Source organism: Arthrospira sp. PCC 9901, from assembly GCF_059013425.1.
Genome location: NZ_CP102296.1, coordinates 1,832,460 through 1,856,974, shown reverse-complemented (window position 1 = coordinate 1,856,974; position 24,515 = coordinate 1,832,460). Strand labels below are relative to the sequence as shown.

Below are 24,515 nucleotides of genomic sequence, written 5' to 3'. Positions count from 1 at the left end.
GGTGAGGCTGCATTGATGGTCAATAGAGGCCCTGAACTCTCAAGGAGATGATTTTGTGAACCAGGAACGACCAACCCTACAATTTAACTGGTCAGGAATTGGCAATTGGATCGTGGTTATAGGAATCATGGGTTTGTTAGCCTCAGTTGGTTTGGGCTGGCTAGTCAACTCGATTCTGATTCTGATTGGTCTGGCTGTCATCACCCCGATTATTTTAGTGTTTGGGGCGCGGTGGTGGCTAAACCGGAATTTGATTGAAGATTCCTGTCCGGTCTGTTCCCATGAGTTTATAGCCCTAAATCAGACTCAATGTCAATGTCCGAATTGTGGTGAGCCTATTCAAATTGAACAGGGACGTTTTACCCGTCTGACTCCACCGGGAACTATTGACGTTAAGGCGGTTGATGTTTCGTCACGAGTCCTAGAAGATTGACAATTAAAGGATGTTTGAAAGTGTCTGAAAATCAGGTAAATGTCTTGGTTACGGGAGGGGCTGGTTATATCGGTTCCCATGGGGTTTTGGCTTTGCAACGGGCGGGTTATAATCCGATAGTTCTTGATAATTTGGTTTACGGACATCAAGAATTGGTGGAAGATGTGCTGAAGGTGGAATTAATCCAGGGAGATACTAACGATCGCCTTTTATTGGATCAGCTATTTTCTAGCCGTAAAATTGACGCGGTGATGCACTTCGCCGCCTATGCTTATGTGGGAGAGTCGGTAACTAATCCTGAGAAATATTATCGTAATAATGTGGTGGGAACTCTCACCCTTTTGGGGGCGATGAACTCAGCGGGAATTGATAAATTTGTGTTTTCTTCTACCTGTGCGACCTACGGGGTTCCCCAAATTATTCCGATTCCTGAAAACCACCCCCAAAATCCCATTAGTCCCTATGGCGCGAGTAAGCTAATGGTTGAACGAATTTTGGCGGATTTTGACACGGCTTATAATTTGCGATCGGTCAGTTTTCGCTATTTTAATGCTGCTGGCGCTGACCCTGATGGATTACTGGGAGAAGACCACGACCCGGAAACTCATTTAATTCCCCTCACCCTATTTACAGCCCTAGGAAAACGAGATCATATCTCTATTTTTGGAACCGATTATCCGACTCCTGACGGTACTTGTATCCGCGATTATATCCATGTTAGTGATTTGGCAGATGCTCATGTTTTGGGGTTACAATATCTATTGTCGGGGGGGAAAACTGAGTTTTTTAACCTCGGAAATGGTAAGGGTTTCTCGGTTCAAGAAGTGATTGAAAGCGCTAGGGAAATCACGGGACGAGAGATTAAAACGGTAGAATGCGATCGCCGCCCCGGAGACCCCCCCAGTTTGGTGGGAACTAGCGAAAAAGCCCAGGAAATATTAGGCTGGAATCCTCAATATTCCCAAATTCACGATATCATTAGCCATGGCTGGCAGTGGCATCAAAAACGTCATGGCTAACCCTTGACATTTGGGAAAATTTGTGATATGAGATAGTCAGCAATACGATCGCCTGCCCCGGCTTCACCGAGACGGCGGCGACCATTAGTGGCAATAGTGGCTAGTTGTGGGGGGTCCTGTAGAAGCGATCGCACCACTCCTGCCACTGCTTGGGGATTTTCGGCAAGAATTAGTGACGGACCGAGTAGGCGACTTTGTGCCTCAGCAAAGGCTGGTGTAAATTGCGGACCTTTTCCGGGAATAGCGATCGCAGGTTTTCCCAGACCGACAAACTGTTCGGTAGCCGTCCCCGCCATAGCGATCGCCATATCGCCTAGGTGGAGACAATCATTAAACCCCTCATGGGTCAGCAGCATAGTCATTTCATCGCGCTGAAACAATTGTTGTTCCTTGCTGGTATGACCATCAACTGGAACCCACCCGGTCGCCTTCAGAACCGAACCGAAGGGGTCTAAATCTAAACTAGGTGCGATCGCAGCCAAACACCGGAGGGGTGATATTTTTAGCTGCGATACTGCTGCTAGAATTAACCGCCAATTCTCATAAGCCTCTGGACTACGAGAACCCGGCAATAAAGTCAAGTTTAACACACCCGGTGGCCACGGCGCAATAATTCCCCCAGGTTCCAAATTATCCATCATAGGATTACCCAAATCAACAGCCGGAATTGACCACCTTTGCAGAGTTTCCGTGGTCAGTCTATCGCGGGGAAACACCACCCGACAACGGGGATGAGTCATTAACCAACGTTCCCAGGGTAAATATACGGAACCTGACCACCCCTCCCATTTTTGCCACCAGGACTGGCGAGATAACTGTCCGTTTTCATCCCGCAAATAATATTCAGATTTCGCCGTCCCCACAAAAGCATATTCTGCACCACTTAACCAGGCTAAAAATAGGGGGACAATATCCCCCACCGCCAAAATAAATCCCCCCTCTTTCCCCCACTGGCGGACGGTCTGCACCTGGGAATATAATAACTGTAATAACCCCCTTTCAAATCTCCCAGGAGTTGGGAACTGTCCATATAAATAAATCCCCCAGAAGGCATTTTTTGGACTCTCCCAATAATCGGAATATCCGGTAATTGCTGGTAGGCTTTTCCTTCCCCTACTAAGGGTAAAGCCGCTAGGTTATTAACTGGTGTTCGCAGATGTTGCAGTATTCTAACAGCGATGATATCTTCCCCGTGACCATTACTTAAACACAATAGTTTCATATTCCTGAATGCTGCATCAATTATAAGTCTCCAATTATAAGTCTAAAATTTCCTGAATTTTGGCGTTGAGTTGTTTTAATTTAACGGGTTTGGCTACATAATCATTTGCGCCAGCTTCTAGGCATTTTTCGCGATCGCCTGTCATAGCCAAGGCGGTTAAGGCAATAATTGGCACTTGGGTCATGGTGGGGATTTGGCGGATACGGTTAATTGCTTCTAAGCCATCTATTCCCGGCATTTGAATATCCATCAGAATTAAATTAGGAGATTCTGATTGTGCTAAATCAATCGCCTGTTGACCGTCCTTAGCAATAATTAAACGGTAGCCTTTAGCACCCAAATAACTCGACAAACTCATGATATTAGCTTCGTTATCTTCAGCAATTAAAATCAGGGGAGAAACTTTAGCCACATCTTCAGTTGTCGTCAGGAACTCGGAGGTATTAGATGATATATGGGGGGTGTTAGTTCCGGTTAAGATATCATCACAAGGAATCTCAAAAATAAAGTTACTTCCTGACCCCACTTTACTAATCACATTAACAGTACCTCCGTGCATTTCTACAATGCGTTTAACTAGGGATAATCCTAAACCTGTTCCCTCATATTGACGATTGAGAGCGCTATCAATTTGAGTAAAGGGTTTAAACAGTTTTGATAAGTGTTCTTCATCAATACCAATTCCCGTATCAATCACAGCAAAACGGACTCGGTATTTATCGCTGTCTATCGGGGGTGGCTGTAACTTGACTTCCAGGCGGATTTTACCTCCGGCTGGAGTGAATTTAACCGCGTTATTGAGGAGGTTAATTAACACTTGACGTAGGCGGCGTTCATCAATATATAAGTCTGGTAAGGCTTGGGGAATTTCTACATTAATGGAAATCCCTTTTTTAAAGGCTTGCTGCTTAATAAAAGCTATACTAGATTGACACAGGGGGCGAATCGAAGTATAATTAAGGTCTAGTTTCATTTCCCCGGCTTCAATTTTAGCCAGATCTAAAATATCGTTAATTAATTCCAGGAGATGACTGGCGCTGCGTTCAATAGTTTGTAATGCTTGTTTTTGCCGATCGCCTAAAGTACCAAATACCTCTTCTTGCATACCCTCGGTCATTCCTAAAATAGCATTAAGGGGGGTGCGTAGTTCATGACTCATATTGGCGAGAAACTCATCTTTCAGACGGGTAGCGCGCATCAATTCCTGATTAGTCTGGCGCAGTTTGGCTTCGGTTTCTCGGCGATCGCTAATATCTCGACAGACACAAATTAACAGGTTATCTTCCGTTAGGGTCAGAGATAATTCTTCCGCAAAACTCGTCCCGTCTTGACGAGTGGCGATCGCTTCTCCAGTCCAGTAGCGATCGCGCATTAAAATCGGAAAAACCTCATTTTCAAAGCGTTGAATTTCTGTGGGAGAATAGATTTTTCTCCAACTATGACCGACTAAATCTTCAGGTTCAGAATAACCAAACATGACCAAATGAGCGTGATTTACATACTGATACAAATCATCCTGAACAATACCAATACCATCCCCCGCCGCTTCAATACTCGCCAACTGTTTAGCAATTTCCTGTTCAGCGGCCTTCTTCGCCTCTTCCGCCTCATTTCTTTTCCGGTGTAAACGATACCCTTCAATTAAATTGCCGCAGGTAACTAAAAATGCTTGTAAATAATCAATCATTTCCTCATGATAGCCACCTGGTTTATTGGCAATTCCCACTATTCCCACGAGAGTAGAACCGCTAAAAAATGGCAACCCCAAAAAACTATTTAAAGGCGGATGACCATTAGGAGTACCTCCCCGGCGTGGGTCACTGCTAGGACTGTTAGCTATAACAGGTTTCCCGGTCATAATTACCGCCCCAAATAAGGTATTCATATTATCAAATTCCATGCCTTCTTCATGGTTTTCTTGATAAAATTTCTCCGTGGCTTCATCCCAAGCCACATTACTTATGCTATGGGTTTTTAGATAAGGAACTCCCCGAATTTTTAGGAAAGTTTCTTCCATAGTCGCTTCCCCATTATCTCGGAACATTACCTCACCAATAAAGCCATATTCACTATCAGTTAAAGTCAGCAAGCTGCTCAGTAAACCCTCAAAAATAGTTAGGCGATTTTCCGATGTAATAAACTGGGATTGTGCGATAGTAATTGACTGTAGAAGGTTGTGATTTTTTTCTAAGGCTATTTGCGCCGATTTTAGGTCAGTAATATCAAATAAAGTTGAACGACTATAAAGATATTCACCTTGGGGATTATAAACGGCGCTAGAATTCAAGAGTACCGGGAAAACATGACCATTACTACTAATCATCTCCAGCAACATATCTTTGAGATATCCTTGCTGTTTAAATAACTCAAAATTACTCTCAAATATCTCTCGACTTTCCGGGGTGAGAAAATCTGCTAAACGTCTCCCAAGTAATTGTTCACGAGAGTATCCTAACCATTGCAGTTCCGTATCATTAACTTTGACATAGCGACCCTCAGCATCGAGGGAATGATAGCCACAGGGTGCTTTATTATATAGGTCTTCAATCTCATGGGAATAGTCTAATAGTCTAGCTTCCGCCTGTTTGCGAGCGGTGATATCAAAGCGAATAGCTAAATATTGAGAGACTTTTTTCTGGGAATTTAAAAAAGGGACAATGGTACTTTCAGTCCAGTAAATAGAACCATTTTTAGAGCGATTACAAATTTCTCCATGCCAAACTTTACCACTAGAAATAGTCCGCCATAAATTCGCGAAAAAACCAGGGGGATGGTATCTTGAGTTAACGATACGATGGGTTTTACCGATTAATTCTTCCGGGGAATAACCGGAAATTTCACAGAAGCGATTATTGACGTAGGTAATCACTCCACTCGCGTCAGTAACAGCTACGATCGCTGAATGGTCTATGGCTAACTTTAGATCGGATAACTCCCTTAGTAATTGTTGGCGGTCGGACTCGGCTTGTTTACTCTCGGTAATATCAACATTAGTACCGATCATCCTTTGAGGTTCTCCTTCGGGGTGGCGAATAATTAGAGCATTTGCTTTAATAAAAACTATAGAACCGTCAGGACGTACAATCCGAAATTCTGGATTAAATTCCCTTTCCCCTCGCAGACTTTCCTGTAAAATTGCCTGAGTTAATTCAGCGTCTTCTGGGTGTAGGGAGTTTTCCCAGAGTTCCACTGTCTGGGGACACTCTAAAGGTGAGACTCCATAAATTTTATACATCTGATCATCCCAGGTTAGATGATTCTGAGAAATATCCCAATCCCAAATTCCCATTTGGGCTGACTTAATCGCTAATTGTAGGCGATCGCTAAGGTGAGAAAGTTCCTGGGTTCGCTGTTTGACCGTCGCTTCTAAAGATTGATTAAGATCTTGTAATGCGGTTTCCGCTTTTTCCCGTTCACAAAGTGCCGCTTTCTGTTCGCTAATATCTGTAATAGTACCCACATAGCCATTTACTGTTTCTTCTACACTAAATTCCGGGACAATTTGACCAAACACCCACAACTGATTTTCCCCGGCTTCTAAACGATATTCTTCCTTAAATGGGTGATGATTTGCTTGAGTCTGTTTCCAGGCTTCATTAATGCGATCGCTATCTTCAGGATGCACAGAAATTTGCCAAGATAAACCAATTGTTTCCCCAGGAATACGTCCCGTCATCTGACAATATTCCTCATTGACATAGATACAATCACCCTCCTTATCCGTCCGAAAAACTCCCACCGGGATTAAATCTGTCAGAGTCGCATAACGTTCTTCTGTTTCTTGTAAACAGGTTTGAATTTGTTGGCGTTCCTGTAGTTCCCTTTGTAGGTCATCGTAGGCGATCGCTTGTTGAATAGCGATCGCTACCTGTAGCGCCAACTGTTGGACTATCTGGATTTCTTCTGATAACCACAGCCGCGTATTACTACATTGATGAATCGCAAATAAACCCCACAAACTCTTAGATTGGCTTTCCGGTTCATGGTTAGATAAAACAATTGGAACTACTAAATTTGCTCGGACTTCAAATTGTTTTAACAGAGATAAATGACATTCACTTAATCCCACCTGATCAATATCTGGTGCTACGAAAATCTTTCCGTCTTGATACATTGATGGGTTGTCCTGAAAACAGGTATCTTTAATATTTTTATCTAAGCAGGATGTATAGGGTGCGATTACTGATTCCGCTACGATATCACCGCTCAAATCTGGGTTAAATTGGTAGATTACTACCCGATCACAATTTAACAAAATGCGGACTTGTTTAACCGTTTCGTCCAGGATTTCCGGTAAATTTAACCAAGACCTAATGCGGGTGGTAATCTCAAATACCAGTTGTTCTCTATGGTGCGCCTGTTCTAGCTCTAAAGTCCGTTTTTTGACCTGTTCATCTAGTTGTTTCGCCTGAGTTTCTAAAATCCTAATTTTTTCTAATTCTAACTCCGATATACGACCCTCTAAAATCTCCGTCATTTTATACAGTTCCAGAGGATTTAGCACTTTGAGCATACTGGTTTGGGTCACTATCCCTAAGAGTTCACCATGGGAACCTGTGACTACAACTCGCCGGATATATTGGGATGACATCAACTCATGAATTCTCCACAGATTCTCATTTTTAGCGACCGAGAACACTGGGGTACTCATTAACTGTTTACTGCTATAGTTTTCTAGGTCTAAGCAGAAGGTATTAAACTTGACAATATCTCCCTCGGTCAGGATCCCGACCGGAACATTGACAGCCGTTGAATTGTTCACGAAATGGGTTTCTACCAAAACTACACAACTGACCCGGTATTGTGTCATTAAACAGGCAATTTCTAGCAGGTTACTCTCAGGACTAGCACAAATAACCTCTGTTGTCATTACCTCTTCTACCGTTCGTAATCTCAGCAGGTCTATGGGGTGGCTAATATAACGCAGAGTTTCATGGGTTATTAACCCTACTAGGCGATCGCTATCATCCACTAGCGGTAGGTGGCGGATTTGATTTTTCCTCAGCAAATCAATCACTTCAAAAAAGTTTCTCAATTCTGACTCCCTCCAGCTTAATACTGAGGCGGTCATGACTTCCCCTACTAATAACTGATCTAAGGGTCTTTTTCCTGTGCAGAGTCGGATGATATCTCGCTGAGTTAGAATACCTACTAATTGCTCCGATTCTACCACTAAGACGCAACTGGAACGCGCCTCTCCATAAACTTCCTCTAATAGAACACTGGCTTTTGATGATATACTACAACTGGCGCGACTTTCACTCATCAGCGCGATCGCTTCCCTCACCGTTGTTTCTACTGTTACTAATAACGGCTCTCTAATAATCGCGCTTTCTAATTCTGTCGAGGTATATGATGAGTTGCTTGCCATGGTTTTTCACCACAAAGCGTGGTATTGATACAACTGCTGCCTATTATCTACCTCTTAATTATAATTTAAATAACTGTTTCTGTCAACCAATTAACTTAATCTTGAGGTGGATCCCTTGCCAAAGTCGGTTAAATGTGATAAGGTAATCCGCCAGGGGTTAACTTGGGTTAATTATCAGCAAACATATATATTTTTTTAAGCTAAGAAAATGCGGGAACTATTTTTTGACTTTGAAGATTTCCAAACTCGCAACTTTGCACCCATTGGCACAATCGATGGGGTGATATTTTCCGCCAACGCCATAGCTTTGGTCAGTGTTGACGAAGGGGGAGAAGGCTTATTTAATGCCACCAGCACTTCCCCCCCTGGCACCACAGTTATCTCATATTCCGAAGCTATTATAAACACCGAAGATTCCGAAGATTCCGAAGATTCCGAAGATTCCGAAGAGATAGAAGTCAATGAATTAGTGACAGGCGATCGCATTACCATTGACCTCAGCAATTTATCACCATTAAGCATAGGAGGGGGTGACTTTTCCTTTTTCTACACCTCCCCAAATCGAGAACATACCGTCGAACTATTTGACCGAGAAGGCAATTCTCTAGGGACTGGCGTTTTATTTCCCACCCCAGGAGAAACATTTAACGAATTTCGGCGCTTTAGTACAACCCTCCCTCCGAACACCGGAATTATTGCCATTGGTTCCGAAGCCACAGAATTAGCCATAGACAATATTAGAATCTCCTATTTTACCACCCTCGTCGCTGACCCGATTATCACCTCAACCCCCAGCTTAGTTGTAGGTACAGAAAATAATGATTTTCTCCAAGCCGCAGAACCCAGATTAATTATCCCCCTCCCGCCAGATTTTATTAGCGATGAAAAAGCCATCACTAATATTGGTAATGTCAGTAACGGGAGTGCTACCATTCTCCCTGGGGGAGTCGGAGTAGAATTTATCCCCGATACAATCTCCGTTGGCGGTTCTGGTAGCTTTAATTATACATTGCGCGATCGCCATAACCAATTTGCGACCGCTACCGCAATCATTAATTTGCGACCAGTGACAGCCATGCAAGGGAGAGGCGGAAATGATACCCTAGTGGGAGACCAATTCGACCAAACCCTTGACGGGGGGACCGGAAACGACTCTATCTTAGGGGGAAGTGGTAACGATACCCTCTTAGGGGGTTCTGGTGATGATACCCTTTTGGGTCAAGGTGGAAACGACCGCCTACAAGCCGGGTCAGGTAATAACCTCCTTTATGGCGGCGCGGGTGACGATACCCTGTTGGGGGGTATTGGTAATGATTGCTTATTTGGCGGTTTAGGAGACGACCTCCTACAAGCCGGGTCAGGAGGTAATATCCTTGACGGTGGCGCGGGTAATGATACCCTGTTGGGAGGTATTGGTAATGATTCCCTATTTGGTGGCGAGGGGAATGATTGCTTATCTGGTGGCGGCGGGAATAATTGGCTAGAAGGTGGTGCAGGCGTAAACACCCTCACCGCTGGTACAGGAAATGATACCTTAGTCTACCTGTCCCCTAATGACAGAGGTACACAACCCGATCGCATATTAAACTTTACACCAAATAGCGATCGCCTAGTTTTGAAAAGCCAATCCCTAGAGGAAGGTGGTTTTGGTTTATCCGCTCTCAATACCGAGACCCAAACCCTCAACCCCGAACAGTTTACCACCAATCGAGAATCCCTACCCGAAAATACAGAAATCCCGATTCTGCTTTACGATACCATTACCGGACTTCTGGAATACGATATAGACGGCTTGGGAACCTCTCCACCTATAGCGATCGCCCAGTTACAATCAGAAGATGGCAGCATCCCCAATTTATCCCCCGATGATATTATCCTAGTTGATCCGGTTTCATTGACTCGCCCCGAAACCGTCAACATCATCGCCAGGGAAGTTCGCGCCGCCACTCCCCAGGAAATAGACGGAACCGACTCCGATGATACCATTTTTGCGATCGCGCCAGAACCCTTTAATCCCGTCGAAATTCCAGTTTTAGACAATGATAGTCCCGAGACAGGTTTATTTATCAGCAGCGTCAGCAACATCACAGGCGGGGACGTAGCCTTACTTAATAATAATACCATTGTCAGATTTACCCCCACATTGCCTGGGGGAACCCAAGCCAGCTTTACCTATACCGCCAGTGATGGCAACACCCAAGATAGTGCTAATGTATTTATCGATATTCTTCCCGTCACCCGTATTAACGGCTTAGGTGGAGATGATGTTCTGGTTGGAAGTTCAGGACCAGATCTCCTCTATGGCGGCGCGGGTAATGATTGCTTATTCGGAGAAACAGGCGATGATACCCTCGTCGGTGGTAGTGGTGCCGATACCCTTTCCGGTGGAGATGGTGATGATATACTCTATGGTGGTTCAGGACCAGATCTCCTCTATGGCGGCGCGGGTAATGATTGCTTATTCGGAGAAACAGGCGATGATACCCTCTTCGGTGGTAGTGGTGCCGATACCCTCAAAGGTGGTGGCGGCAATGATCTCCTGTATGGTGGTTCAGGACCAGATCTCCTCTATGGCGGCGCGGGTAATGATACCCTCTTCGGAGAAGCAGGCGATGATACCCTCTTCGGAGATAGTGATGATGATATCCTCAAAGGTGGTAGTGGTCAAGATGTACTCTTTGGCGGTTTGGGAAATGACCAGCTATATGGAGGGGCTGATAATGATATTCTCTATGGTGGACAGGGTGATGATTTCTTATCAGGAGATGATGGCGATGATACCCTGTTTGGAAATGCCGGAAATGATACCCTATTCGGAGGTGCTGGCAATGATGTTTTTGCCTATATTTCCCGCAGTCAAATCACCACCGGAACTGATTTTATTTGGGACTTTACCCCCGGAAGCGATCGCCTCCTATTTGACCGTGAGGAATTCGGCTTTATTCAAATAGGTACTACCCCGGAAAATATCCTGAGTCCTCAACAATTTGTGATCGTCGAAGCCGGAACTTATCAAGATAATCTCAGCCTCATAAATAGTCCCATTCTCGCCTATGAATTACAGACCGGAAACCTGCTCTATGACCCCGACGGTTCAGGAACACAACCCCCTGAAATTATTGCTAATTTACAAGGCAACCCTCCCCTATCTGTTAATGATATCATCTTGATTGGTACAGCCGGAGACGATACCCTAGATGATGGTGATGATGATGAACCTACAGATGAAGATACTAGAAATATCACCGCCTTCGCTTTAATTAATGGTACTCCCGGAAATGATGCGATCGCTGCTAACGATACCATCGATTTTGTTAGGGTTCCCGTCACCATTCCCGCTTCTGATAATGAACGCATAGCCGTGATAAATACCATCACCGATTTAATCGGCGGAAATGTGAATATCCTAGAAGGTGGTACAGCCGTCGAGTTTATTCCCACCCTCCCCGGCGGAAATATTGGCAGTTTTAGTTATGAAGCGATCGACTCCGAAGGAAATCTAATTAGAGTTCCCGTTAATGTTAATATTCTTACTGCCATTGATGGTAATGCAGGTGATGATACCCTCATTGGTTCTGATGGTGATGACTCCCTATTTGGTAATCTAGGTAATGATTGTTTAATTGGTGGTGCTGGGGATGATACCCTCGTCGGTGGTGAAGGAAGCGATACCTTTGCTTATCTATCTCTCAATCAAATTAATTTAGGAGTTGACCTAATTGTTGATTTTACCCCCGGAAGCGATCGCCTCCTATTTGACCGTGATCAATTCCGCTTCACTCAAATAGGTACTACCCCCCAAAATAGCCTCAGTCCTGAACAATTTATTTTCCTCGAAACCGGAGAATTGAATCCCGATAACCTCGGCACCATTAGCAGTCCCATTCTCGCCTATGAATTACAGACCGGAAACCTCATCTACGACCCCGACGCTTCAGGAACACAACCCCCTGTAACCGTCGCCACATTTATCGGTAATCCTCCATTATCTATTGATGATATATTGCTCATTGGAACCACCACAGAGACACTGACACCCACAGACTCTTTAATCGTTAACCCCGACTTTGCTACCACTCCCAGTCTCGTAATAGGTAGCCCCGGAAATGATACTATTTTCGCAGAGGATACCAACTTGAGGCGCATTGAAATTCCTGTATTAGACAATGATAGTCCCGTCGGTGGATTAACCATTAATAGCATCAGTAATGTCAGCGGCGGAGGAGAAGTTAATATTCTCCCAGGTAATACCTCCGTTGAGTTTATCCCCCTTGTCCCAGGACCATTCGGTGGCGAATTTACCTATACCGCACAAGACTCCCTAGGAAATACCGCCTCCGCTTTGGTTAGCGTTAGTATTGCAACAGTGGACACCATTGATGGTAATGCAGGCGATGATTTTCTCGCCGGTCACTTAGGTCCTATTGTTTTAATTGGCGGTCTTGGTAATGATACTCTTGTAGGTAGCGCCTTTGGTAATGACTTGCTATTGGGTAATGAGGGTAATGATTCTTTAGTGGGTGGTCCTGGTGATAATACTCTTATAGGTGGTCTTGGCGATGATACTCTCATCGGTGGTCCTGGTAATGATACCCTAGTCGGAGGGTCTGGCGCTAATACTCTGACAGGTTTGGGGGGAAATAATGTTTTCCTCTACTCCTCTACTAATGATGTCCTATTATCAGCCTCTGATTTGATTACCGATTTTGCCCCGGGTCGTGATACATTGCAGTTTACCGATGAGTTTATCTTGGCTGACCCCTTATTTGTGGTGACTGATACACTCACCGGAACTGACACCCTACTCGATACCCTACCCGCATCGCAATCTGTAATTATTTATGAACGACTAACCGGACAGTTAATCTATGATACCAATGCTGACGGACTCGGAGGCGGATCTATTATTGCTCAGTTTACCCCCGACGAAACTGGTGCTTTCCCCAATATCTCAAATACAGTCAGAGATGATTCCTCAATTCTGATTTTCTAAGACTATCCTATCCCCCTCTCCCAGAGGGTGGGTTTCCTCCCCACAGGTCAAGAAACCCGGTTTCTCGAAGAAACCGGGTTTCTCCCCAATTATTAATTAATTCTTTCTTAGCGACCAGAAGAGGGTAAAGACCGAAAAATACCTCTACCTGTCGGTATTCTGCCATTATCTGGAGTCACTATAGAACGACCATTACGGGGAGATGGACCCCCATTCAAGTCTCCCCTACTCCTGTTTACGTTGTTTTGTATGGTCTGTAGGGAGTCAGAACCGATGTTAATCATTTCTGCGCTATCACCATCACTACTCTCTAATGGGTTAGCAACACCCCCCAAAGCATCCCCAAGAAAAGTGTTGGTAAACCCAGGGTCTTGGGCTTCCTCAAAAAAAGGAGTCCTGATCCGCCCTTGAGCGATCGCATTTTCTGCTATAGTCCCTGTAGAGGCGATCGCGATCGCATCAGAACTTACCGCAGCCGTAATAGTCACCATTGGTAGGAGCCACAATAGTCTTGACAAATTAGCCATCATCTCAAATCGTCCTCAAATTATCAAATTAGTAGCTATGCCTTGAAATTAGATCCCAGACCTCCAATTTTCTGCTAAACTGATACATTTACGCGACATTTATCCGGCTATTGCCTGACAATGCGACGATAGCACTATTACCCGTTAAGGTAACAGAGGCGGTATCCCGCAAAGCTTTTAGAAAGATTCCAAAAGCACCGTTCCAGTCCCTGGCTAGAGTGAACCCCCACTCAGGACATCGGAACACTTTTGAGCCACCTAGCTGGGAATGCACATGACCACAGTGAGTACAGGTTTTGCTGGTGTATTCTTCCGTCACATCTACAACTGTTCAGTTATTTCCGCGCTTGATGTCTCAGGGTTAGTTTGAATCGATAATGCGCCCATGTCAGCATGGCTCGGGCAGTCTTAGACCTGATTAGACGCTTTACCTTGGCAACCATATTGGAAGTCTCGAAGGTGGGCAAAAAAATCAGGCTGTGTTATGGGATGGTCAGGGATGCGACCCAATCAACCAAGGGGTTGAAGTCCTCACCGGGTAGTCCCCACGCCCATTTCAGCTCTATTTCATACCCGAAGGTCTCGCACCATACTTGGTATTATACCGTATTGCCGTAAAATGTTAACCTAATTGGAGATTAAATCATGCTCCTAACTACAACTATGAAATCAACCTTGGTCAAAAAAGCCAGTTTCCTCATTGCCTTATTTTTTGTCAGCCTAATTGCTGTCATACAAATTCCAGCGATCGCACTTCCGCCAGCTTTCCGGACACCACCGACCCCCTCCGACTTACCCCTACTTCCCCCAGAAGTTTTTGATGAACCTCTACCCCTAGAGCCACCACAGCCTACCATTACACCTCCTCCCGCACCAGCCACCGAGGAAACCATTACACCTCCTCCCGCACCAGCTATCGAGGAAACCATTACACCCCCACCAGTTCCTGATATACCCCCACCAGTTCCTCAGCCGCCGATCGCACCTCCACCCATTCCCCAAATTCCCAAAACCGAAATTCGTGGCGTTTGGATGACCACCAATGATACAGATGTGTTAATGAATCAACCGAGACTCGAAGAAGCAGTCAGCAAACTCGCCCAATTCAATTTTAACACAATTTATCCAGTGGTTTGGAACTCTGGTTATGTCACCTATAAAAGTTCTGTAGTTAAAGAAGCCGGAATTCAGCCTTTTGTCCGCCGGGGTTTCCAAGGACAAGATATGCTGGCTGATATCATTGAACGCGCTCATCGTCATAACTTGTTAGTGCTTCCCTGGTTTGAGTTCGGTTTTATGGCTCCCCCTAGTTCCGAGTTGGCTTTAAAACATCCCAACTGGCTGACTCAACAGCGAGACGGAACTAAAACTTCCATAAGCGCCGCTGGGGAAGTCGTTTGGTTAAATCCCTTTCACCCGCAAGTCCAGAAGTTTATGACTGATTTAATTGTAGAGGTGGTTACCGACTACGATATTGATGGCGTACAGTTTGACGACCATACCAGTTTACCTAGTACATTTGGATATGACCCTTATACCATTTCTCTTTATCAAAGAGAGACTAATCGCACCCCACCTAGTAACCCCCAAGACCCCGCTTGGGTGCGTTGGCGTGCTCATAAAATCACCGCTTTTATGAGACAATTGCACCAAGCTATTAAAGCCCAAAAACCTCATAGCATTATTTCCGTTAGTCCGAATCCTTATCATATCGCCTATAACGGTCATTTACAAGATTGGGTTACTTGGGTTAGAGATGGTCTTGTTGATGAGTTGGTGGTGCAGGTTTATCGGGATGAATTGGACTTTTTTATTACTGAGTTAAACCGCCCGGAAATGAAAGCGGCACAAAACAAGATTTCTACCGGGGTTGGTATTCTCACCGGTTTGAGAACTAGACCAGTTCCTATCAATTTCATCCAGTCTAAGGTTCGTGCCGCGCGCGATCGCCAATTCGGTGTCGCTTTCTTTTTCTATGAAAGTCTCTGGGACCACGCCGCTGAACCCCTCGCCGAAAGACAGTATAGTTTCCAGTCTATGTTCCCTCAACCTGCTATTCGCGCTTCTATTCGCTAACCGACTTCAATTGTGGGTCAGTTTGGGGCTATGCACAAAATGTCGCTTTTGTCAAGAGGTCGATTTTTGGCCGTCCCTTACTTCCCCAAAACTCGTGATTCGTGAATGATATTCTTTAGCCAGAAAATATTTAGATGGGCGCTATAATAAGGGTTTCAGCGCCTTTTTTTGCGTATAGACACAGCAAGCCCTTGGGTGCGATTTATTCTATGATACCAGAACCCCTATTATTTCGTCAACCTTTTGCGAGCTATTTTCAATAAAAACTTATTAATTCTTAATGTCGTTCGGAACATCAAAATTATCTGGGTGGAAGTATTAGCAAAACTTAACTATTTGCGCCAATAATAGGGGGGAGGCGATCGCCTATAGGTGTCTGTGATGTGGTATAGATATTAAGGTTTGGTCAGTTAATGATATGAGACTGAATAAAATCGAGGATAGTAGTTAATCCTTGCTTTTCCTTGAGGTTAGTAAAGACAAAAGGTTTATTTCCGCGCATCTTTTTAGCATCTCGTTCCATGACGGTTAAATCCGCGCCGACAAAGGGAGCTAAGTCAATTTTATTAATCACCAATAAATCGGACTTAGTAATTCCGGGTCCTCCTTTGCGGGGAATTTTATCACCCGCCGCCACATCAATAACATAGAGAGTTAAATCGACCAATTCCGGGCTAAAAGTGGCAGCCAAATTATCGCCACCACTCTCTAAAAACACGACATCCAAATCAGGAAAAGTAGACTCCAACTCTTGAATAGCACTAAGATTAATCGAAGCATCTTCGCGGATAGCGGTATGGGGACAGCCTCCGGTTTCGACACCGATAATTCTATCAGTTTCTAAGGCTTGCGATCGCATCAAAAACTGAGCATCTTCTTGGGTGTAAATATCATTAGTAACCACAGCCATTTGAAAGCGATCGCGCATAGCTTTACAGAGTGCATCAAGTAAAGCCGTCTTACCCGACCCCACCGGACCTGCAATTCCCACTCGAAAAGGACTCATTAAATCCCCCTGATGATTATAGACAACTTAAAACTCGATACCCGGTTGAGCCTTAACCCCTTGTTCCCGGAAAGGATGCTTAACCAAAGTCATCTCGGTAACCAGATCCGCGCGTTCTATCAAACTAGGGGGAGCGCCACGACCGGTCAAAATCACATGGGAGTCGTGAGGTTTCTTTTCCAAACCCGCCAAAACGGTTTCTACGGTGAGATATCCCAACTTAATTGCGATGTTAATTTCATCTAAAAGTACCAACTTAATCTCGGGATTTTCAATTAAAGATAGACTAAGTTTCCAGGCTTCACTAACCCTTTGGATATCGCGATCGCGGTCTTGAGTTTCCCAGGTAAAACCTTCCCCCAAAGCATGAAACTGTAATTGTTCCGGCCAGAGACTGAAAACGGCTTTTTCTGCTGGTTCCCATGCGCCCTTAATGTACTGGACGATCGCCACCCGATAGCCATGACCAAGCGATCGTAAAACCATCCCCAAAGCCGCCGTAGTTTTACCCTTCCCATTGCCAGTATTGACAATAATCAAACCCTTTTCCACCTGTCTATCAGCTACCCGCTGGTCTTGAATTTCCTTGCGGCGCTGCATTTTTTGGCGGTGTTGTTCCGCCGTCAAACCCGTAGTTTCCATAGCGATCGCATCACTGAGTAGGACCTGATCAACTGTAGCATAGAGGCGGCTAAAGCTGCTATAGAGTATTGACAGGAAAACCCATAAATCCCCATGGTGAGATTGTATGTTATCAGCCCAAGCCGCAGAGGCAATTATCCTAGAACAAGTAGGACCACCCCACCAACAAGATATAGAACTGGTCAAATTATCCGAGGCTACCGGACGCATTCTCGCCGCCCCGATTACCAGTGAATTAGACTTTCCCCACTGGGATAACTCCGCCATGGATGGTTATGCCGTCCGTTATGCTGATGTCGCCCAAAGTAGCGCCGAAAATCCTGTAACTTTGGCAGTCATAGAAGAAATACCCGCCGGATATTGTCCCCAAAAAACTATCGCCCCCGGACAAGCGGCGCGCATTTTTACCGGAGCCTGTTTACCTGCTGGGGCTGATACAATTGTAATCCAAGAAGATACCCAACCCGATGGCGATCGCATCAAAATCCTAACCACCCCCCAACTGAGAGCCTTTGTGCGTCATCAGGGGTCCTATAGTCGCGCCGGAGACCCTCTACTACCTGCGGGAATTAGCTTAGGAGTTGCAGAAATCGCAGTTTTAGCCGCGGCCAAATGTGTGCAGGTCCCAGTTTATGCTAAACTCAAGGTAGCATTGATGTCAACCGGGAACGAATTAATCCCCCCAGAGCATCCCATAGCCCCAGGAAAGCTAGTAGACTCTAATCAGTATGCTTTAGCGAGTTGGGTGATGCAAATGGGCGCAGAACCCGTTATTTTAGGGATTATTCCTGATGAACCCGAAGCCATCAAAACAGCGATCGCCAAAGCCCTACTCAGCGCTGATATAGTATTATCAACTGGGGGAGTGTCCGTCGGGGATTATGATTATGTTGGTCAAATTCTGGCTGACCTTGGGGGAGAAATTCTGGTCAACTCAGTAGCCGTCAAACCCGGAAAACCCCTTACCTTCGCGACTTTTCCCCATTGTTTGTATTTTGGTTTACCCGGAAACCCGGTGTCAGCCTTAGTCACCTGCTGGCGGTTTGTCCAACCAGCCTTGAGAAAACGAAGCGGACTCACTTCTGAGTTTTGGGGACCAGAATGGTGGCGGGTGCGATCGCCAATGGAATTGCGATCGGGGGGTAAGCGAGAAACCTACCTTTGGGGAAATCTGCGATCGGTCAATGGCGAAACCCAATTTATCCTCGCCCCAGGAAGCCAAAATTCTGGAAACCTGATTAACCTCGCCCAAACCAACGCCCTCGCTATGCTTCCAGTCGGTCAGACCTGCATTCAGGCTGGGGAATTTGTCCAAATTCTCAAAGTCCGTTAAGATTTTGGATATATTTGGTTCCACAGGACTCCCGTTACATTCTAATGTAACGGGGAAATATCAACCACAATAGCTAATATATTGACTATAGTTTCCGCCGTCATTTGTGACCATTGGCAACCCTGCCATTATAACATTCCCGTGAACAATAATGCGCGTTCTAATTGTTGAAGACGATCCTATGATGCAACTAGGGTTAGAGCAAGTCTTATCAGACTGTCCAGATATTACCCTGGTTGGTATTGCTGAAGATGGTTATTTAGGCGTCGAAGCCGCTAAGGAGAAAAAACCTGATGTTGTGATTATGGATATCGGGTTACCTCGCCTTGATGGCATTGCAGCCACCAAACAGATTAAAGAAATCTTACCAGAAATCAGAGTCGTGATGCTCACCTCCCACACAGCAGAAACGGAGGTACTTGCTTCCCTTTCCAGTGGTGCTGATGCTTATTGTGTTAAGGGAGCTAGTGTTGATAGTTTGATTGTAGCAATACAGGCAGCCTATGAGGGAGCAACCTATCTAGATCCTCAAGTTGCTCGCTTGGTTATGGAACACCTCAAGCCACCCGTACCCCAAACTAACTTGGGTACCTTATCCCCCCGGGAGTTAGAAGTTCTCAAACTTATGGTGGAAGGTAAAAGCAACCCAGAAATTGCTGAGGCGCTTTATTTAAGTCCTAACACCATTAAAACCCATGTTCGGGGGATTATGAATAAATTAGCCGTTGATGACCGGGTAATGGTCGCTGTCGTCGCTTTGCGATCGGGTTTAGTATAATCAAAATCGCGACGAAAACGCCGCGACCTAATTTTAGACCTTCTTCAGGTATTGGGGGAATTATCCCCCAACCCTTGATTAATCGACAACCGGACCAGCGGCGGTTACTTCCTCTGGTACGTTCACATATTTGCTGAAGTTTTCCACAAACAATTTAGCCAAGTATTTCGCTTGTTTTTCATACTCTTGGGAGTCAGACCAGGTTTTCACCGGATCAAGAATTTCCGTCGGAACTCCTGGTACAGCATTAGGAACCCAAATCTTGAAGATCGGATGCTCATGGAATTCCACATTATCCAAGTCTCCATTCACCGCCGCCGACACCAAGGCGCGAGTGTATTTGATGGAAACACGACTGCCAACTCCGTACACACCACCAGACCAGCCAGTATTCACCAAATATACATTGGTTTCTGGGTGATCCGCAAGGCGTTTACCCAGCAAATTGGCATAAACCGCCGCTTCTAAGGGTAGGAAACACTTACCAAACCCAGCGGAGAAAGTCGCTTCCGGTTCTTTAATTCCCCGTTCAGTTCCCGCCACCTTGCTGGTGTAACCAGACATGAAGTGATACATCGCTTGTTCGCGGGTTAGTTTGGAGATGGGGGGGAGAACTCCGAAAGCATCTGCTGCCAAAAATAGAATGGTTTTGGGATGACTACCAATACTAGGAATAACTGCATTGGGAATGTAGTCAATGGGATAAGCCACCCGGGTATTTTCTGTTAAGCTACCATCATTGTAGTCGGGAATGCGAGTGTAGTGATCAAGCACTACATTTTCCATCATTGAACCAAACCGGATCGCATCCCAAATTTGTGGCTCATTTTCCCGAGATAAGGCGATCGTTTTGGCATAGCAACCACCTTCAAAGTTGAAGATACCATCTTCTGACCAGCCGTGTTCGTCATCCCCAATTAGATAGCGTTCCGGGTCAGCCGACAGGGTGGTTTTTCCGGTTCCTGATAGACCAAAAAATAACGCCGTATTACCAGCGTCATCCACATTAGCTGCACAGTGCATAGGTAGCACATCAGCTTTGGTCATAAAGTAATTCATTAGGGAGAAAACTGATTTTTTGATTTCTCCGGCGTACTTGGAACCACCAATAATTACTAGCCGTTTCGACAGGTTAAGTACGATAAAGGCTTCACTATTGATGCCATCATCTTCGGGATCAGCATGGAGTCCAGGAACTGCAATTACAGTAAAGTCAGGATTGTGGGTTTGCAGTTCTTCGTCTGTTGGACGAATAAACAGTTGATGAACAAACAGGTTTTGAGATGCCAGCTCGTTGATGATCCGCACACCAAAACGACGCTCGGTATCTGCTCCTACAAAACCATCAAAGATATATAAATCACGACCTTGGACGTAGGAACGTACCCGCCGAAATAGGCGATCGAAGTTGCCTTCGGAAATGGGGACGTTCATTTTACTCCAATGAATTTCGTCCTTATTATTCTCTTCTTGAACAATGAATTTATCGTGAGGAGAACGACCTGTATATTTACCGGTTTTTACGCAAAGGGAACCATTGGCTGCTAATACACCTTCACCCCTAGCTACTGCGTGTTCAATCAGAATAGCAACTGGTAGGTTGTGATAGACATGACCTAGGTTTTTTAAGCCTAGGTTTTCTAATCCATAGGTGGGATCACCCTGTAGAGGACGCTCGACATATTTTCCGGTTTTAGCTACTGGGAAGTCTTGTTCTTGGTCAGATAACCTTTTATTGATTAGGCTGGGAATTGAAACGTTTTGATAATCACTGCGATCAACTGTACTTACGTTATCCATAGTTTATAACCTCCAGTGGTTTTTAAGTGAAGTATTTACGGGCAACTATTTTGGGAGTGGCTGGGGAATATTAATAAGTAACCTACAACTTTAACCCCAATGCCTGTGGCTTTAATAACAAGCCCCTACACCGAACTCAGCCTGTCCTGTGAATATATAGATTATGTACACTCAGCTAGAAGCGTTATCCTCAATGGAAAGTTTGAGCTTGAAGTTCGGAAACCATATTTTTTGATTCTGGTGTTTATTCTCAATGCCCGCTCTCGTCTACATGAAGGTAGTTGTGCTTGGTAATGTTTTTGGTTTGATCTACCTCCACTTACAAATACTACACCGATCGCTTAACTTGTGAGGTTACATTTTTTTAAGCGCTAATTGTACTTTTATTGCATTTGTTTAAGTTATAATTCTGAATGCAGATTTTGCATCATAGAGCACCGAAATTGCCTCAATCATAGTTTATGTTCCCTAGCTTTGGGAAGAGGTAATTCTAAAGAAAAGATAAATTTCTGTGGCGATCGCTGCGGAGTGCAGGCAAAAATCATGACAGAATAAGGGAAACCTGAAGGTTTATAGTAAGAACAGAGATCATGTACGAAAAAATTACCCCCCCGATACAGGCGAGAAAATCACCTTCTCTGACGGAGAACCGATTGTTCCCGATAACCCAATTATTCCCTTCATTCGGGGCGACGGCACGGGTGTAGACCTCTGGCCAGCGACAGAACGAGTGATTGACGCAGCAGTGGCCAAAGCCTACGGCGGCCAACGCCAGATCAGTTGGTTTAAAATTTACGCTGGGGACGAAGCCTGCGAACAATACGGCACTTATCAATATTTACCGGAAGACACGCTGACGGCAATCCGAGAATATGGTGTCGCTATCAAAGGCCCCCTAACCACCCCCATAGGCGGCGGCATCAGATCCCTGAACGTGGCGCTACGGCAAATTAATGACCTATATACCTGCGTCCGTCCCTGTCGCTACTATCCTGGTACTCCCTCCCCCCATAAACACCCGGAACAACTCGATGTGATCATCTATCGGGAAAACACAGAAGACATATACTTAGGGATTGAATGGCGCGAGGGTACGGAAATCGCCCAAAAACTCATCGACACCCTCAACAATGAGCTAATTCCGGCTACCCCGGAACATGGCAAAAAACAGATCCGCCTAGACTCGGGTATCGGTATTAAACCGATCAGTAAAACTGGTTCCCAACGGCTAGTCCGTCGCGCCATTAAACACGCCCTGCGCCTCCCCAAAAATAAGCAAATGGTGACTCTGGTGCATAAGGGCAATATCATGAAATACACGGAGGGGGCTTTCCGAGACTGGGGTTATGAACTAGCAACTACGGAGTTTCGGGAAGAATGTATCACTGAACGAGAATCATGGATCCTCGGCAACAAAGAACATAAACCCGACATCTCCCTAGAAGATAACGCGCGCCAGGTAGAACCGGGTTTTGATGCGCTGACCCCAGAAAAACGCCAAGAAATCTGCGATGAGGTGAAGGGGGTTCTGGAGGCGCTATGGGAAAGTCACGGTAATGGTAAATGGAAAGATAAAATTATGGTCAACGATCGCATCGCTGACAGCATCTTCCAACAAATCCAAACCCGTCCTAGCGAATACTCTATCCTGGCTACCATGAACCTTAACGGAGACTACCTATCGGACGCAGCCGCCGCTATGGTAGGAGGGTTGGGTATGGGACCCGGTGCGAACATTGGTGACACCTGCGCGGTCTTTGAAGCTACCCACGGTACAGCACCTAAACACGCTGGACTCGATCGCGTTAACCCCGGTTCGTTAATCCTATCGGGAGTGATGATGTTAGAATACATGGGCTGGCAAGAAGCAGCAGACCTGATTAAAAAAGGTCTGGGGGCGGCGATTTCTAACCGTGAGGTAACTTATGATCTGGCCCGACTCATGGAACCCCCGGCTGAACCCCTCAAGTGTTCAGAATTCGCCGAAGCTATCATTCGCCACTTCTAACCTATAGCAATGGGCGATCGCCTATTAACCAGAAAATAGGCAACAAGCCATCTGCTAACATAAAATGGAAATCCCTCTACCCCTTCCCTGAGCTTGTCGCCGGGAGCAGAGGGTTGGGTAGAGGGTCAGATGATCACATAGATCTATTTTTTAGCCCCAATTTTTCCAATTTTTACTCTGAGCAGGATTCAAAGCTAATGGCCAGCAAAACCGAGACCTCCGAAAAGCAGAAAGCCCTAAATTCAGTCCTTAACCAAATCGAAAAGAGTTTTGGTAAGGGGTCTATTGTCCGCCTAGGAGACTCCGCCCGCATGAAGGTGGAAACTATCTCCAGTGGCGCACTCACCTTGGATTTAGCCCTAGGTGGTGGTTTGCCCAGGGGAAGGGTGATTGAAATTTATGGCCCCGAAAGTTCCGGTAAAACTACCCTAGCCCTCCATGCGATCGCGGAAATCCAAAAAACTGGCGGAATAGCAGCTTTTGTGGACGCTGAACACGCCCTCGATCCTACCTATGCAGCGGCGCTGGGAGTAGATATTGAAAACCTCCTAGTTTCCCAACCTGACACCGGGGAAATGGCTTTAGAAATAGTAGATCAATTGGTGCGATCGGTGGCGGTTGATATTGTAGTGGTAGACTCCGTAGCTGCTTTAGTTCCCCGTGCGGAAATTGAAGGGGATATGGGCGATTCTCACATGGGACTACAGGCGCGGTTAATGAGTCAAGCCCTGCGGAAAATTACCGGAAATATCGGTAAATCTGGCTGTACGGTCATTTTCCTGAATCAGTTACGCCAAAAAATTGGTATTGTCTACGGCAACCCAGAAACTACCACGGGGGGGAATGCGCTTAAATTCTACGCCTCGGTCCGTCTTGATATTCGCCGCACCCAAACTCTGAAAAAAGGCTCGGACGAGTATGGCATTCGCGCTAAAGTTAAAGTGGCTAAAAATAAGGTCGCGCCACCCTTCCGAATTGCTGAATTTGATATTATTTTTGGACAGGGGATCTCAACTATCGGTTGTTTGATTGACCTCGCAGAAGAAACGGGAGTGATTAAACGCAAGGGCTCCTGGTATAGCTACAACAACGAGAACATCGGTCAAGGACGCGATCGCACCATTACCTATATGGAGGAAAACCCAGAATTTACCAAAAAGATTGATGATGAAGTCCGTGCCGCTTTAGCCGGGGGTGCAGTTGTATCAGCCACCTCCGTTGTTAAACTCGATGATAATGATGTCGAAACAGATGATCATGATCTCGAAGACGTTGACGACAATACTGATGAAGAATAAATCATTGAG

12 protein-coding genes and 3 pseudogenes are annotated in these 24,515 nt (G+C 45.4%); 8 read left to right on the top strand and 7 right to left on the bottom strand.

Features of this window, described 5'->3' with window-relative positions; translation table 11 throughout:
- Window positions 1-55 precede the first annotated feature (55 nt).
- Both NLZ44_RS08115 and galE read left to right on the top strand, forming a co-directional pair.
- Complete coding sequence (locus NLZ44_RS08115; protein ID WP_006616978.1) at window positions 56-433, top strand: V-type ATP synthase subunit I domain-containing protein; 378 nt, start codon at window positions 56-58, stop codon at window positions 431-433.
- 20 nt (window positions 434-453) lie between these two features.
- Window positions 454-1,452 (top strand): UDP-glucose 4-epimerase GalE, encoded by a 999-nt coding sequence (galE, locus tag NLZ44_RS08110; protein WP_006616977.1) that lies wholly within the window; start codon window positions 454-456, stop codon window positions 1,450-1,452.
- On the opposite strand, the pseudogene NLZ44_RS08105 reads toward galE, so the two are convergent.
- Window positions 1,449-2,674: pseudogene (locus tag NLZ44_RS08105) on the bottom strand (lipid-A-disaccharide synthase-related protein). The gene galE and the pseudogene NLZ44_RS08105 overlap by 4 nt on opposite strands.
- Before the next feature lie 34 nt (window positions 2,675-2,708).
- On the bottom strand, window positions 2,709-8,045 hold the full coding sequence (locus tag NLZ44_RS08100; protein ID WP_493752431.1) for a PAS domain S-box protein: 5,337 nt from the start codon (window positions 8,043-8,045) through the stop codon (window positions 2,709-2,711).
- A gap of 208 nt (window positions 8,046-8,253) precedes the next feature.
- On the opposite strand from NLZ44_RS08100, the gene NLZ44_RS08095 reads away from it, so the two are divergent.
- On the top strand, window positions 8,254-13,038 hold the full coding sequence (locus NLZ44_RS08095; protein ID WP_493752430.1) for a M10 family metallopeptidase C-terminal domain-containing protein: 4,785 nt from the start codon (window positions 8,254-8,256) through the stop codon (window positions 13,036-13,038).
- Between the two features lie 107 nt (window positions 13,039-13,145).
- Here the strand turns inward: NLZ44_RS08095 and NLZ44_RS08090 are convergent, their stop codons facing one another.
- Both NLZ44_RS08090 and NLZ44_RS08085 read right to left on the bottom strand, forming a co-directional pair.
- Window positions 13,146-13,568 (bottom strand): hypothetical protein, encoded by a 423-nt coding sequence (locus tag NLZ44_RS08090; protein ID WP_493752429.1) that lies wholly within the window; start codon window positions 13,566-13,568, stop codon window positions 13,146-13,148.
- Window positions 13,569-13,653: 85 nt separating this feature from the next.
- A pseudogene (locus NLZ44_RS08085) lies at window positions 13,654-14,047 on the bottom strand (zinc ribbon domain-containing protein); the annotation flags it as partial.
- Between the two features lie 163 nt (window positions 14,048-14,210).
- On the opposite strand from NLZ44_RS08085, the gene NLZ44_RS08080 reads away from it, so the two are divergent.
- Window positions 14,211-15,641, top strand: coding sequence for a family 10 glycosylhydrolase (locus NLZ44_RS08080; protein WP_493752428.1), 1,431 nt, complete (start codon window positions 14,211-14,213; stop codon window positions 15,639-15,641).
- Between the two features lie 406 nt (window positions 15,642-16,047).
- On the opposite strand, the gene ureG is transcribed toward NLZ44_RS08080, so the two are convergent.
- Together ureG and cobO are read right to left on the bottom strand one after the other, a co-directional pair.
- Complete coding sequence (gene ureG / locus NLZ44_RS08075; protein ID WP_315688811.1) at window positions 16,048-16,647, bottom strand: urease accessory protein UreG; 600 nt, start codon at window positions 16,645-16,647, stop codon at window positions 16,048-16,050.
- A gap of 27 nt (window positions 16,648-16,674) precedes the next feature.
- Window positions 16,675-17,289 carry a cob(I)yrinic acid a,c-diamide adenosyltransferase gene (gene cobO, locus NLZ44_RS08070; protein ID WP_111894163.1) on the bottom strand — a complete coding sequence of 205 codons (615 nt, stop codon included), beginning with the start codon at window positions 17,287-17,289 and terminating at the stop codon, window positions 16,675-16,677.
- A gap of 106 nt (window positions 17,290-17,395) precedes the next feature.
- Between cobO and NLZ44_RS08065 the strand changes: the two genes are divergently transcribed.
- Both NLZ44_RS08065 and NLZ44_RS08060 read left to right on the top strand, forming a co-directional pair.
- Window positions 17,396-18,622 carry a molybdopterin molybdotransferase MoeA gene (locus tag NLZ44_RS08065; protein WP_493752427.1) on the top strand — a complete coding sequence of 409 codons (1,227 nt, stop codon included), beginning with the start codon at window positions 17,396-17,398 and terminating at the stop codon, window positions 18,620-18,622.
- Between the two features lie 151 nt (window positions 18,623-18,773).
- A complete protein-coding gene (locus tag NLZ44_RS08060) occupies window positions 18,774-19,400 on the top strand; it encodes a response regulator transcription factor (protein ID WP_493752426.1) in 627 nt (208 codons plus the stop codon).
- Window positions 19,401-19,478: 78 nt separating this feature from the next.
- On the opposite strand, the gene pckA is transcribed toward NLZ44_RS08060, so the two are convergent.
- Window positions 19,479-21,200 (bottom strand): phosphoenolpyruvate carboxykinase (ATP), encoded by a 1,722-nt coding sequence (pckA, locus tag NLZ44_RS08055; RefSeq protein WP_111893664.1) that lies wholly within the window; start codon window positions 21,198-21,200, stop codon window positions 19,479-19,481.
- A 590-nt stretch (window positions 21,201-21,790) separates the two neighbouring features.
- On the opposite strand from pckA, the pseudogene NLZ44_RS08050 reads away from it, so the two are divergent.
- Both NLZ44_RS08050 and recA read left to right on the top strand, forming a co-directional pair.
- Window positions 21,791-23,208, top strand: a pseudogene (locus NLZ44_RS08050) (NADP-dependent isocitrate dehydrogenase).
- A gap of 197 nt (window positions 23,209-23,405) precedes the next feature.
- Complete coding sequence (gene recA / locus NLZ44_RS08045; RefSeq protein ID WP_493752425.1) at window positions 23,406-24,506, top strand: recombinase RecA; 1,101 nt, start codon at window positions 23,406-23,408, stop codon at window positions 24,504-24,506.
- Window positions 24,507-24,515 lie beyond the last annotated feature (9 nt).